Genomic DNA, 13116 nt, shown 5'->3' with positions numbered 1-13116 from the left:
CACACTGGCGCTGCCGTTTTTTAGAACGCCGACTTGGGCACGTGCAACGAATCGCCGGGCAGCATCCGCGGATCCTCGGCGGGATTTCGCTCGGCGAGCTCCGCGTCGATTGCGTAGGACTTGCCGGCGCGGGCGAGCGAGACGCGGGTTTGTTTCGCGTAAATCGCAAAGCCGCCCGCGGCCTGAACCGCCTTCGTCACCGTCAAGTCGGGCGCCCAGACCACGCGGCCGGGCCGCGCCACTTCGCCGCCGACATACACGTAACGCTCGGTCGCAGTCACCGAGACATCGACCGCGTTGTAGATTTTTTTATCGAGGTAATTCTCGCGGATTCTTTGCGCAAGCACCGCCGCCGTTTCGCCCGAGGCGGTGATCGCGCCGATATACGGCAGCGAAATCAACCCCTGGTCGTCGATCTGGAGCTGGTTGCTGCTCGGGTCGGGAATGCCCTGAAGCGTGACCACGAGGTTGTCGCCGGGGCGGAGCACCGCGACGTTTTCGGCGTCGGGCAGGACGGGATTGTGCCGCTGCCCGTCGGCGCCCTTGGGTGTCTTGCAACCGGCAAGCGCGAAAACCATCGCGAGGGCGATCAGGGAAAGGAGGAGTTGCCGGAGTGTGTTTAACATCGGAAGGAAATTTAACGCATTATTTCCGATTTAAACGGCGCGTGTCGATTCAACGTTTTCCCCGGCTGCGACGCTTCGGCTTGGTGTCTTCCTCGTCGTCATCATCATCGTCGCCGGCTTCGATGTCGAAACCCTCGCCACCGTCGCCGCCTTCGATTTCGCCGTCCTCCGACTCCTCTTCCTCGTCCTCGTCCCACTTGAGGGACTGGTCGTTCTTGAGTTTTTCCTCCTCCTCCTCGTCGAGCTCGGGGAGGTCGGCGTCGGCGGCCTCGTCGTCCTCCTTGGTGGCGGGACGCTCCTCGTCGGTGTCCCAGCCCGCGGGAACGTATTCGAGAATCGCGGCAAGCTCGTCGAATGTGTGGATCGCCCGGCCCTCGATGAACGAGGCGTTTTGGTCCTCGCGGATTTCCTCCTCGACCTCGTCAACGGTGAGCTTCGCCTCGAAGTTGAACAGGTCGTTGAGCATTTTCACGCGGCAGCGCGTGATATGGTCGAGCAGGTCGGCGTAGGGGCCGTTTTCGTCGTCGATCGTGTCGGCGAGCGCAAAAAGTTTTTCGTCGGAGTCAAAGATGGAATCCTTCACGCGGCGCAGGCGCACGCGACCTTCGCCCAAGTCCTTTTCGATGCGGAACGGGATGAACGCCGCCTCCATGATGTCCTGGTCAAAACCGTAATCGCGCAATGCTTCGACCAGATCGGTCAGATAATCGAGCTGCCGGGGGTCAACGATGCTCAACCCGTCGACATCCCAACGGACTGGATCGCTGACTTCTTCGACCCACCAGTTGTGATCATCGCCAAGACGGACTATGCACCAATCGAGACTTTTAGAGGATTTTGCCATGGTATGTTTGCGTGATAATTTTCGGGAGGAAAAAGAGCAGGGATTGGTCGAGTCAACCCAGGAATCATCGCACCCGGATTTTTCCACCCAAAACCTCCTGTTTCTCCAAAACGAGGCGGAGCGTGAAAGGGCATAAGTGAAAAACAAGCCCAAAATTCAAGATATTGCGCCCCGTCAATCTTGTGTGAAAAACAACGGCATTTCGGCGAGCCGCGCTTGATTTATTTCCGGCAAATACCAACGTCTTGCATACATGGATTATTTTTATGAACGCGTCCTGCGCCCGATCTTCTTCAAGCTCGACTGCGAGCTCGCGCACAACCTCGGCGCTTTTGGCATGACCGCCCTCGGCTGGATGCCCCCTGTCTGCCGCGTCATGGAGCGCTGCGGACGCCTCCCCGCCGCCGCGCGTCCCATCGAGGCGTTCGGCCTGAAATTTCCCAACGCCGTCGGTCTCGCCGCCGGCTTCGACAAACACGCCACGGCCTGGCCCGCCGCCGCCGCGCTCGGTTTCGGCCACATCGAAATCGGCACCATCACCGCCCTCGCCCAGCCCGGCAATCCCAAGCCCCGCGCCTTCCGCTACCCGAGCGAGGAGGCGGTCATCAACCGCATGGGCTTTAACAACGAAGGCGCCGAAACCGTCGCCAAGCGCCTCGCAAAAATGCCCAAGCGAGGCAAACGCCGCATCCCTCTCGGCATCAACATCGGCAAATCAAAAGTCACCCCGCTCGAAAAAGCCGTCGAGGATTACCTCACCAGCTTTTCGCTCCTCGCCGACCACGCCGACTATCTCGTGCTCAACGTCAGCAGCCCGAACACCCCCGACCTCCGCAAGCTCCAGGATGAGCAGCGCCTCTCCGAGCTCCTCGCCGCGCTCGACGCCGCCAACCGCGACCGCGCCTCGCAAAAAGACGCGGCGGGCAACGCCAAAACACGAGTGCCCCTGCTCCTGAAAATCGCCCCCGATCTCACCTACCCGCAAATCGACGCCGTCCTCGAGCAGCTCGAGGCAAACCACTTCGACGGCATCATCGCCACCAACACCACCCTCGCCCGCCCCGGCTATTTTGAAAACATCGACCAAACCGGCGGACTCAGCGGCAAGCCCCTGACAAAAAAATCGACCGAAATCATTCGCTACATTTCTCGCGCAACAAACGGCAGGCTGCCGATCATCGGCGTGGGCGGAATCCACACCTCCGGGGACGCGGGCGAAAAACTCGATGCCGGCGCGACCCTCGTGCAAATCTACACCGGCATGATCTATCGCGGCCCCTTCTTCGCCCGCGAACTCGCCCGCGAACTCAGCGCCCGCCAGCTCCGCCCCACCCGCGGGTATTGACGGAAAACAACCTCACCGACGGATCAGTCATTGAAAGCTGATCCAGTTTTCCGAGCAAGCCTACCTCCGCCACCTCGCGCAACGGAATCAAAACAAACGCGCGCTCCCACATGCGCGGATGAGGCAGCGCGAGCGTTTCCGACGCGCGCTCTACGTCGCCAAACAAAAGCAAATCCAGGTCGAGCGTGCGCGGCCCCCAGCGCACTTCGTTTTCACGCCGCCGCCCAAACGCGTGCTCAATCCGCTGCATTTCACCGAGCAACGCCTCGGGTGAAACGGACCGCCCAACACCCAGCCTCGCCGCCAGATTCAAATACGCAGGCTGTTCCACGCCGCCAACCGGATCGGTTTCATAAATCACCGACACCGCATCGACACGCACATCAGCCGCATCGCCAAGCGCGCGCAACGCGCCACGCAGTGTCGCCTCGCGATCACCTAGATTCGAACCCGCGCTGATGTAGGCGACACAACCGCTCATTTGCGCTCCCTGCGCACCCGCGCTTTCAGTCCGTCGAAATCAAAATCCACCGGTGGCTTTAACTTGGTCACGTCAACACTCACGGCGCGCACTTGCGCAAACGCGCGCAACAAATCCTCCGCAATGCGGCAGGCAAGCGTCTCGACAAGATTGACCGGCGGCCCCTCCATCACCGCGCGCGCGGCCTCGTGGATGCGCCGGTAGTCGATAGTTTTTTCCAGGTCGTCCGTGCGTCCGGCCTCGTCGAGCGGCAGTTCGAGCGTGACGGTCACCTCCCATGGTTGCGGCCGTGTTTTTTCCTCCGGCAGCGCGCCGTGGCACGAGTGAAAACGCATTCGGGAAAGTGTGATGGAATCGGTGCTCATGATTTTTCAACCTCCGTCCATTCCGCGCCCGCGCGGATCGCGTCGGCCATCTCAACGAAGGGGCGCATGCGCGCCACATCGTGCACGCGCACCATGCGCGCGCCCTGCTGGACGCCCCACACGAGTGTCGCCGCCGTGCCGTCCTCGCGCTCGGTTGGTATCCGTTTTTTCAATACACTGCCGATTGTCGATTTGCGCGACGTGGCGAGCAACACCGGATGCCCAAGGTCAACGATGCAAGAAAGGTGTTTCAGCACTTCAAGGTTCTGCGCGACATTCTTTGCAAAACCAAAACCCGGATCAGTCCATATCTGCCCCGCCTCAACTCCCGCCCCGAGCATGGTGTCGATCGAAGCTCGCAAATCGGCAATCACGTCGGGCCAAAAATCCGTGTAATCGGACGCGGGCCGGTTGTGCATCAGGATGATCGGACAGCGAAGATCGGCGGCCGCCCGCGCCATGTTTTCGCCCTCGAAACGCCCGCCCCAAACATCGTTGATAATGTCGGCGCCGCCGCGCACCGCCGCGCGCGCGACACCCGCCTTGTAGGTGTCCACGGAAATCGCCGCCTCGGGAAACGCACCGCGCACCGCCTCAATTACGGGAAGAATGCGATCAATTTCCGCCGCCTCGCTCACGGGCGCGTGGCCGGGGCGCGTGGACTCGCCGCCGATGTCGATCACATCCGCGCCCCCCGCGAGCATCGCGCCCGCGCGCTCAAGCGCCGCCTGCGCGCCGATGAATTTTCCACCGTCGGAAAACGAGTCGGGCGTCACGTTGAGAATCCCCATGATGAGCGTGCGCTCGCCGTCCGGCAGCGCGCGGCCGTGAGGGCTTCGCCATTGGAGCTTATGAGGATGAGTCGCGGCCTTCATTTCGCCTTCAAACTTTCGATGAGCGCCGCCGTTCCCCCGGCCATGCTGACGCGCGGTGAGTATCCAATATCCCGATACGACGCGGTTGCGTTGAACCAGTGGTCCTTGGCGAGCTCCGAGGCCACAAAGCGCGTCATGGGCGGCTCGCCGCGCAACGGCAGCACGCGCCACGCGGCCTCGCAACACGCGCCAATGGCGGACGCGGCTCTCAACGAAATGCGTTTCCCAACCGGACGTTCGCCGAGCGAAACGAGCAGGTTATTGATCCACTCCCAAAGCACGACGGGCTCGTTGTTGGTAATGAAATAGGCGCGGCCCGCGCATTGCCCGATATTGGTTTCGGCGAGCAGGTGCGCGTCGGTTGCGTTTTCAACATGCACCATGTCCACACGATTGCGCCCGTCGCCAACGATGCGGAGGCGTCCGCCGCGCGCCTGCGCGAGCACGCGCGGGATGAGATGCGGGTCGTCGTTGCCCCAAATCAAATGCGGACGCAACGCGACGGTTCTCAGCCCGGGCGAATTCGCCGCCAGCACCTCGCGCTCGGCGATTGCCTTGGTGAGCGGATACGCGCTTGGGCAGCGCGTGGTAAGCGGCAGCGATTCGTCGGCGCCGGCGAGGTCGAGGCCGTTGTAAACCACGCTCGGCGTGCTCGTGTGCACAAAACAACGCACGCCGTGCTCGCGCGCGCTCGCCAGCAGCGTGCGCGTGCCGATCACGTTGGCGCGATAAAAATCATCGTAGCGCCCCCACACGCCAACCTTGGCGGCGACATGAAAAACCGTGTGAACGCCCGCGCACGCGTCGCGAAGCGCGCCGGCGTCGTCAAGCGATGCGGCGATAAAGCGCGCGCCGCGCGCCACAAGATCGTCCGCAACCCGTCGCGCCAGCACGGTGACCGGACGCCCCTGCGCGAGAAGGCGCCCGACAATGTGCCGCCCGAGAAACCCCGTGCCGCCCGTGACAAGCACGGGGAAAGAATGGGCTGAATGGCTGAGTGGTTGAATAGCTGAATCGGAAGAAGGCATCGGTCGCGGGAAGTTTGTCAGGGCGGTCTGTCTTTCAGCCCTTCAGCTTTTCAGTTCTTCAGACTTTCCGCTCGCGGCCCAAGCCGCGAGCGTGAGGCGGTGGATTTTGGCGTTGTGGCGCACGTCCACGGGAAACTTCGGATGATGGAAGAAGTGCGTGATCCCCGCCGTGTGCGGCTGCGCGAGGGCAAGCGCGCGAAGTTCGGAGGCGAGTTTGACCCGGTCGAAATGTTTGGATGATGGCTGAACAATGATCGCGGGAGTTTGCGAACCGCGCGCGCCAAGCCCAATGAGCGCGCAGCGCGCGACCTGCGGATGCGCGCGAAAAACTTGCTCGCATGGTTCCGTGTAAAGCGGCCCGGCGGCAGTCTCAACGCGTTCGGCCTTGCGTCCGCAAAACCACAGGCGTCCATCCGTGTCGAGACACCCGGTGTCGCCCATGCGGTGCCAGATGGTGTCGCCGGACTTTATTTTTGCCGCGGCGGTGGCGGGGGGAGGTCGTCATACTCGCGCGTAACCGCGGGGCCGGTGACAATGATCTCGCCGATCTCGCCGGGCGGGAGCTCGCGCGCGTCGGCGAGCGCGGCAATGGGCGCGTCGCTGATGGCGATTATTTTGATTTGGATTTCCGGCGTGGCGCGGCCCACGCAAGCGCCGGAACACGGGCGGGACTCCCGCGCCGCCTCGAGTATTTCGTCGCCGTTGACGTTGCTCACGGGCAGGCACTCGGTCGCTCCGTAGGGGCTGTGGAGTTTTCCGTTTGGGAGAATTTTTCGCGCCTTTTCCCAAAGCGCGGCGGGCACGGGGGCACCGGCGCAGAGCACGCGTTTCATGCTCGGGAGCGTGATGTTGTTCGCAATGCAGTAGTCGGCGATTTTGTTCCAGAGCGTCGGCGAGCCGAAGGAATTGTTCACATTTTCCTGCTGGATGGCGCGCACGATTTTTGAGGGATCAAGCGTCGCGGGGCGGCTCGGGTCGATCTCGGGCACGATGGTCGTCATGCCGAGCGCGGGGGAAAAAAGCGCGAAGACCGGCAGCATCGACAAGTCGCCCTCGCCGGGCTCGATTTCGTAGGTGTCGCGAATCGAGCGCACCTGCGCCTCAAACATTTCGTGTTTGTAGCAGACGCCCTTTGGCGCGCCGGTGGAACCGGAGGTGAAGAGAATCGCGGCGAGGCCGTTGTTGGAAACCTCCGTGTTATTCTGGATTTTAGATTCTGGATTTTGGGCGTTCATCCGCGCGAGCGGAGAACTGCTTGCGGGCACCCGTATTTCGACGGAGCGAAACGCGCGACGACACACGCGGCTGAGAAATCGCGCGACCGGAATGCCGAGCAGCACGCGCGGGCGCGAGTGCGCGACGCAACGCAAAAAACTTCTCATGCCCATGCCCGGGTCAATGATCACGGGCACCGCGCCCATTCTGAAAAGCGCGAACACCGCCGCGATGAGCGGCAGCCCCTGGCGCACCATCACTAGCACGCGATCGCCCTCGCGCACGCCGCGTTTGACGAGGTTGGCCTCCCACGCGCCGACCTCGGCATGGAGATCGGTAAACGTAAGCGTGAGATAATCTATTTTCTCGCCGGCGGCATCGTGAACGCGTCCGCGCGGCACTTTTACCGCAACCGCGTCCGGCCGCGCCTTCGCCATGATGGTGAGGTGCCGCGCGATGTTCATTCAGCAACACCCTCGCCGCGCGACGGCTCGGCGGCGGTTTCGCGAGCGAGGTTGTCCGCCTCGCGTTTTTCCTTTTTGCCGCGCGCGAGCAATTCGACCTGCCAGGGCAGGAGCACCTCGCCGGGTTTGTCGGGAATGCGGGCGATCTGGGCGAGCTGCGCGCGGTTGGCGATAAGCGTCGGGTCGAGCTGAATTTTTTGCGCGATGAAATCACGCTCGGCCTTGATCGCATCCTGCACGGCGAGCTCGGCGGCCGTGAGCGGAAGGATGTTCGGATCGCGGCCGCGACGGCGCGGGAGCGTGTGCGGGTCGCGCGAAAGCCCGGCCTCAATCGCAGCCCGCAGGCTTGGCGCGAGACGGTCGTGGCGGCGCCCGAGCTTGATCGTCTCCATGAGAGAGCGGGCGGACAGGCCGTGGTCGGCGCCCTCGGCGATTTTGAGAAGCAGGTCGTTGCTCGTGACCTTGAACGGCGGCGTGTCGAGCTTGCGGGCCCAGTTTTCGCGCCAGTGCCAGAGCGCGTGCAACACCGCGAGACCGTGCGGGCGCAGGCGTTCGGAGCGGCCGATGCGCCAGTCGTTTTCGTCGTCGGGAGGAAACCCGGTCGCGCCGGATTCGATTTGGCGGTCGCATTGCTGGCGCAGCCAGTCGAGGCGGCCAAGCGCATCCAGCTCCGATGTCAGCTGGTCGCGCAGCGCGGGCAAATAATACACATCGAGTGCGGCGTAATCGAGCAGGCGCGGCGTGAGCGGGCGCTGGGACCAGTTGGCCGTTTGGGAATCCTTGTCGAGCGCGACGCCGTAGTGCTCCTCGAGCAGCGCGGCGAGCCCGATGCGCCGGCGGTTGAGCAGCTGCGCCGCAAGCATCGTGTCGAAAAGACTGCGCGCGCGAAACCCGCACAGGTCGGCCAGCAGCCGCAAGTCGAAATCGCTGCCGTGCATGACGAGATGCTTGCCCGCGAGCCGCTGCCACAATGGCGAAAAGTCGAGCCCGGCCAGCGCGTCCACGAGGAAAAATCTCCCCTCCACATTGAACTGCAGCAGGCAGAGCCGCGTGCGGTAGTGATAAAGATTGTCCGCCTCGGTATCGAGAAAGACCTCGTCCACGCGGTCAAGCGCCTCAAGCAAAGGCGCAAGCTGGCCTGCTTGATCAATGAGTTGGTATTCGGGCGTGTCTGGCATCGGCGAAAAGAAATGTCACAGGAAACACAAACATCCCGAAACGGAAAGACTGAAAGAAATGAGCCGCGGGGAAAATATCGCAAAAAAACACGTGTGCAAAACCGCTTGCGTTTGACGGCCCGTCCTCTCGAAATGTCTGCTGTGAAAGATTCGTTTCACATTTCAGCAAAAGCGTAAACACCATCATCAACACAAATGCACTCTGAACAACTCAGCGCCAACGGAGTCAGCCCGATGCCGCACGGCTACGCGCTCATGACCAATCCCGCCCTCAACAAGGGCACCTGTTTCTCGGAACGCGAACGCGACGCGTTGGGGTTGCGCGGGCTGCTGCCCCCGCGGGCGTTCAGCCTCGAGGAGCAAATGCGGCGCGCCCTCGGCAACATGCGCCGCAAACCCGACGCGCTCGAAAAATACATCTTCCTCACCACGCTCCAGACGCGCAACGAAACGCTCTACTACCGCCTGCTCCAGGACAACATCGAGGAAACCATGCCTCTCGTTTACACGCCCACCGTCGGCCAGGCGTGCCTCGAATACGGCTCCATTTTCCGCCGCCCGCGCGGCCTCTTCATCAGCCTGCGCGAAAAAGGCCGCGTCGCCGAAGTGCTGCGCAACTGGCCGATCGCCGACGTGCGCATGATCGTCGTCACCGACGGCGAGCGCATCCTCGGACTCGGCGACCTCGGCGCGCTCGGCATGGGCATCCCCGTCGGCAAGCTCTCGCTTTACACCGCATGCGCCGGCGTGCATCCGAGCTACTGCCTGCCCATCACGATCGACGTCGGCACCGACAACGGGAAACTCCTTGATGATCCCTTCTACATCGGCCTCCAGCAAAAGCGCGTGCGCGGCGCCGAATACGACGAGCTCCTGCGCGAGTTCGTCGAGGCCGTGAAAACCGTCTATCCGAAAGCGCTCCTCCAATGGGAGGATTTCGGAAACACCAACGCGTTCCGCCTCCTCGAGGAAAATCGCAAAAACCTCCTCTCCTTCAACGACGACATCCAGGGCACCGCCGCCGTCGCCATTGGCGGCCTCATCGCATCGCTGCGACTCACCGGAAAAAAACTCACCGACCAGCGCCTCCTCTTCCTCGGCGCGGGCGAGGCCGGCACGGGCATCGGCGAGCTCTTCACCGCCGCCGCGCAAAAGGCGGGCCTCTCCGAAGCCGACGCGCGCGCCTGCTGCTGGTATGTCGATTCGCAAGGCCTCGTCGTGAAAAACAGGCCCGGCAAACCGCTCGCGCACCACAAGCTCCCCTTCGCGCACGACCACGCGCCCGTCGCCACGCTCGCCGAGGCGGTCGAGGCGGTCAAACCCACCGCGCTCATCGGCGTGTCGGGCATGCCGCGCACCTTCACCGAGCAAATCATCCGCCGCATGGGCGAACTCAACAAGCGCCCGGTTATCTTCGCCCTCTCAAATCCCACCTCGCGCGCCGAATGCACCGCGGAGGACGCCTACAAATGGACGGAAGGCCGCGCGATCTTTGCGAGTGGAAGCCCCTTTGATCCCGTCACCATTGACGGCAAGACGCACCATCCCGGCCAGGGCAACAATGTGTATATCTTCCCCGGCGTCGGCCTGGGCGCGCTCGCCTGCGGTGCGCGCGAAGTGACCGACCGCATGTTCCTCGCCGCCGCAGAAACACTCGCAGGTCAAGTGACCCAAGCCGACCTTGACCTTGGCCGGGTGTATCCCGCGCTCACCAAGATCCGCGACGTCTCCGCAAAAATCGCCGCGGCCGTGGCCGAGGAAGCCCATCGCGAAAACCTCGCCACCACGCCGCGCCCCGCCGACATCGAAGCCGACATCAAGGCCAAGATGTATGAGCCGGCGTATCGCGAATTTGAGTGAGCCGCGTTTTTTGAATTGCGCACTGAAATCAAAACAGCCGCGGACTATCCGCGGCTCAAAACAGTTTCGCCATGACTTGGACCGCGGGGTTCAAGCCAGTGGCTTTGTGGTCTCAATCTCGCACATGGCGTCGTGCACGCGCACGATTTCGGCAATCTCGGGCCGCATGGTTTTGATTTCAGCGCCGACGGTTTCGATGTGACGGCAGGTGGCGAAATCGGACGGGTTGCGAAGGGTTTTGGTGCGCGGCACCGGGAAGAATAATCTCGAAAAGAATCCCCTCGATTCGGACGCCTGTTGTTCCCCCGGCGAAAGCGGCACTTTTTTGAAACAGCGCCAGGGTTTCGGGCTAAGCCGCGCGCGATAGCATTTTTGTTTCCTGCAAAGCAGGACATAACGCGCGTCGGATTTTAACTGCGTGAGAATGGCCTCGCTCTCGGGCGACTCGGGGTCAAAGAGCGTGCTCGTGCAAAGATAACGAAGGCCGGCGGCGGTCGAATAAACACGGAAGGCGAGATCGGGGCGCGCGGCCAGAAGATCGGCGAGCGCGCTTAACGCCTCAGCCTGCGTGGTGCCGCCAACGGACTGCACGATTTGCCCGGTCCTTGGATCCCTGCCCTGCTGCTCAAAATCGACATCCACAAACATCACGCGGTTTGCATTGAGCACGGAGGCTCCGTAGGCATTGCGGGTGATGCGCGCGATCGGTGATCCGTCCGCGTAAAGTTGCTTGAGCACGGGCTCGGTCAGGTCGCGCACACCGTAGGGGTAGCGTTCGCGCTCATGGGGCGCGTGAGCGCCGCCGGAGGCGGCCTTGTTCGCCTCGGCTTGGGCGAGCGCGGCGGCCTTTTGTTGCGCGTCGGACTGGCTGATGGAGGAGGAGGCTCTTGCGCTGCGGAAGACGCGCCCGGAGGCGCCGTCGGCGCCGCGGGTTTCCATAGCGGTGAATTGTTTCGGGGTGGTCATGGCGTGAATGGGATTTTTGTCTGCGCGGAGAATCGCATGAACGCGGTGGCGCAGACAAAATAAAAAACCGCGAGCGTTGCGGCTCGCGGCTTGTGGGTGATAAATGAATACAACCTAAATCAGTCTTTTTTCTCCTCTTCCGCGGCGGGCGTGGGAGCCTCGGCGGGTGCCGCCGCTTCTTCCGCTGCGGGCTTGGCGGCGGCGGGTTTCTTCGCCTTCTTGGCGCGGCTCTTGTTCTTCTTGTAGCCGGGATCGTCGGCTTTCACGAACTCAATGAGAGCCATCTCGGCGGCGTCGCTGTCGCGGCGGCCGAGCTTGTAGATGCGGGTGTAACCGCCGCTGCGATCGGCAAACTGCTTGTAGGTTTCGTTGAAGAGCTTGGTGACTGCATTCTCGTCGCGGACGTCCGCGAGGGCGAGACGGCGCAGGTGAATGGCGTCCTTCTTGTCCTTGGCAACACCGGCCTTCTTGGCCTTGGTGATGACTTTTTCGATGAAGGGACGCAAGGCCTTGGCCTTGGTGAGGGTGGTTTGGATGCGCTCATGCTTGATGAGCGAGGCGGCCATGTTGGCCATCATTGCCTTGCGGTGCTCGCGCGTGATGCCGAGTCCGTATTTGTGCACTTTGTGACGCATTGTATTTCAGTTTTTATTTGGTTTTTGGTTGTGCTTCCCGATCGGCTTTCCGGTCGCAGCGTTGGGCGGCAGCGGACGGCGCGAGAAGCCCCGCCGCGTAGCGGCGGGAAGGGTGAAATGTGAAGAGTGAAAGGTGAAAAAAGAAAACCGGCGCGGCGCGGGAGCACCCTCAGTTTTCACTCTTTACCATTCGCTCCTCACTCTTCGACTCAGAGATCCTTCTTTGAGTCGAGCAGGCGCTCGTCGAACTTCATGCCGAGGGAGAGGCCGAGGGCTTCGAGCTTGTCCTTGATTTCGTTGAGGGACTTTTTGCCGAAGTTGCGATACTTGAGCATTTCCTGCTCGGTCTTCATGGCGAGTTCGCCGACGGTGGTGATGTTCGCGTTGTTGAGGCAGTTCGCGGCGCGGACGGAGAGTTCGATTTCGTTGACCGACATGTTGAGCAGCTTGCGGAGCTTGTTCTGCTCCTCGCTGACTTCGTTGGCTTGGGTCTCGAAGGCGTATTCCTCGTTGCTGACGCGGTTGAAGACGTCGAGGTGGTGCGCGAGGATCGAGGATGATTGCTTGAGGGCGTCGTCCGGCGTGATGCGGCCGTCGGTCCAGACTTCAAGGATGAGTTTGTCGTAGTCGGTGATCTGGCCGACGCGGGTGTTCTCGACGGTGTATTTGACGAGCTTGACGGGCGAGAAGAGCGAGTCGATCGGAATGACGCCGATGGTTTGCTCCTCCTTCTTGTTTTGCTCACCGGGATAATAACCGCGGCCGGTCTTGATTTCGATCTCGGCCTCGAAGGTTTTGTTTTTGTCGAGCGTGCAGATGACTTGCTCGGGGTTGACAATCTTGACGTTGGCGTCGGCCTGAATGTCGGCGGCGGTGACGGGACCCTCGCGGCTCACCTTGATGAGGAGGGAGAAGGGTTCGCGTTTTTCCGAGACGATGAGGATTTTCTTGAGGTTGAGGACGATGTCTGTGACGTCCTCGACGACGCCGTCGATGCTCTGGAATTCGTGGTTCACGCCGTCGATCTTGATGGACGAGATGGCGGAGCCCTCAATGGAGCTCAGGAGGACGCGACGGAGGGAGTTGCCGATGGTGTGGCCGTAACCTGCTTCGAATGGTTCGGCGATGAATTTTGCGTAGGTGGGCGTGGAGCCTTCCTCAACTTTGCTGAGTTTGCTGGGGAGTTCGAACTTTCCGAGTCGTTTTGGCATGGCGGGAATGTGGAAGTTTTCTG

At 62.0% G+C, this 13116-nt stretch carries 14 protein-coding genes; 2 read left to right on the top strand and 12 right to left on the bottom strand.

Features of this window, described 5'->3' with window-relative positions; all coding sequences use genetic code 11:
- Positions 1 to 20 precede the first annotated feature (20 nt).
- Positions 21 to 626 carry a polysaccharide biosynthesis/export family protein gene (locus CKA38_RS07820; protein ID WP_108824971.1) on the bottom strand — a complete coding sequence of 202 codons (606 nt, stop codon included), beginning with the start codon at positions 624 to 626 and terminating at the stop codon, positions 21 to 23.
- A gap of 49 nt (positions 627 to 675) precedes the next feature.
- Positions 676 to 1470 carry a hypothetical protein gene (locus CKA38_RS07815; protein ID WP_108824970.1) on the bottom strand — a complete coding sequence of 265 codons (795 nt, stop codon included), beginning with the start codon at positions 1468 to 1470 and terminating at the stop codon, positions 676 to 678.
- 253 nt (positions 1471 to 1723) lie between these two features.
- Between CKA38_RS07815 and CKA38_RS07810 the strand changes: the two genes are divergently transcribed.
- The gene (locus CKA38_RS07810; RefSeq protein WP_108824969.1) at positions 1724 to 2815 is read left to right on the top strand and encodes a quinone-dependent dihydroorotate dehydrogenase; all 1092 of its coding nucleotides are present in this window, start codon (positions 1724 to 1726) and stop codon (positions 2813 to 2815) included.
- On the opposite strand, the gene folK is transcribed toward CKA38_RS07810, so the two are convergent.
- Genes folK through CKA38_RS07780 form a run of 7 tightly spaced genes read right to left on the bottom strand, consistent with a single transcriptional unit; the run spans position 2778 to position 8421 of the window.
- Positions 2778 to 3296: a 2-amino-4-hydroxy-6-hydroxymethyldihydropteridine diphosphokinase gene (gene folK, locus CKA38_RS07805; RefSeq protein ID WP_108824968.1), complete on the bottom strand. Its 519-nt coding sequence runs from the start codon at positions 3294 to 3296 to the stop codon at positions 2778 to 2780. The two genes, CKA38_RS07810 and folK, sit on opposite strands and share 38 nt — an antisense overlap.
- On the bottom strand, positions 3293 to 3661 hold the full coding sequence (folB, locus tag CKA38_RS07800; protein ID WP_108824967.1) for a dihydroneopterin aldolase: 369 nt from the start codon (positions 3659 to 3661) through the stop codon (positions 3293 to 3295). Before folB ends, folK begins: the two co-directional genes overlap by 4 nt.
- Positions 3658 to 4536, bottom strand: a complete 879-nt coding sequence (folP, locus tag CKA38_RS07795) for a dihydropteroate synthase (protein WP_108824966.1) — start codon at positions 4534 to 4536, stop codon at positions 3658 to 3660. Before folP ends, folB begins: the two co-directional genes overlap by 4 nt.
- Positions 4533 to 5564: an NAD-dependent epimerase/dehydratase family protein gene (locus CKA38_RS07790; RefSeq protein ID WP_108824965.1), complete on the bottom strand. Its 1032-nt coding sequence runs from the start codon at positions 5562 to 5564 to the stop codon at positions 4533 to 4535. Before CKA38_RS07790 ends, folP begins: the two co-directional genes overlap by 4 nt.
- A 42-nt stretch (positions 5565 to 5606) precedes the next feature.
- Complete coding sequence (locus tag CKA38_RS16360; RefSeq protein ID WP_236919232.1) at positions 5607 to 6005, bottom strand: hypothetical protein; 399 nt, start codon at positions 6003 to 6005, stop codon at positions 5607 to 5609.
- Positions 6006 to 6031: 26 nt separating this feature from the next.
- Positions 6032 to 7243, bottom strand: a complete 1212-nt coding sequence (locus CKA38_RS07785) for an AMP-binding protein (RefSeq protein WP_236919230.1) — start codon at positions 7241 to 7243, stop codon at positions 6032 to 6034.
- Positions 7240 to 8421, bottom strand: coding sequence for a ribonuclease D (locus CKA38_RS07780; protein ID WP_108824964.1), 1182 nt, complete (start codon positions 8419 to 8421; stop codon positions 7240 to 7242). Before CKA38_RS07780 ends, CKA38_RS07785 begins: the two co-directional genes overlap by 4 nt.
- Before the next feature lie 195 nt (positions 8422 to 8616).
- On the opposite strand from CKA38_RS07780, the gene maeA reads away from it, so the two are divergent.
- Positions 8617 to 10281 (top strand): NAD-dependent malic enzyme, encoded by a 1665-nt coding sequence (gene maeA / locus CKA38_RS07775; RefSeq protein ID WP_108824963.1) that lies wholly within the window; start codon positions 8617 to 8619, stop codon positions 10279 to 10281.
- Positions 10282 to 10371: 90 nt separating this feature from the next.
- On the opposite strand, the gene CKA38_RS07770 is transcribed toward maeA, so the two are convergent.
- From CKA38_RS07770 to CKA38_RS07760, 3 genes are all read right to left on the bottom strand, one after another.
- The gene (locus CKA38_RS07770) at positions 10372 to 11247 is read right to left on the bottom strand and encodes a hypothetical protein (RefSeq protein WP_108824962.1); all 876 of its coding nucleotides are present in this window, start codon (positions 11245 to 11247) and stop codon (positions 10372 to 10374) included.
- 119 nt (positions 11248 to 11366) lie between these two features.
- Positions 11367 to 11882, bottom strand: coding sequence for a 50S ribosomal protein L17 (rplQ, locus tag CKA38_RS07765; protein ID WP_108824961.1), 516 nt, complete (start codon positions 11880 to 11882; stop codon positions 11367 to 11369).
- 209 nt (positions 11883 to 12091) lie between these two features.
- Entirely contained in the window at positions 12092 to 13093 is a 1002-nt protein-coding gene (locus CKA38_RS07760) for a DNA-directed RNA polymerase subunit alpha (RefSeq protein WP_108824960.1), read from the bottom strand.
- Between the last annotated feature and the right edge of the window lie 23 nt (positions 13094 to 13116).

This window comes from Ereboglobus luteus (assembly GCF_003096195.1).
Lineage (GTDB): Bacteria > Verrucomicrobiota > Verrucomicrobiia > Opitutales > Opitutaceae > Ereboglobus > Ereboglobus luteus.
This window is presented reverse-complemented; position numbering and strand designations above follow the sequence as displayed.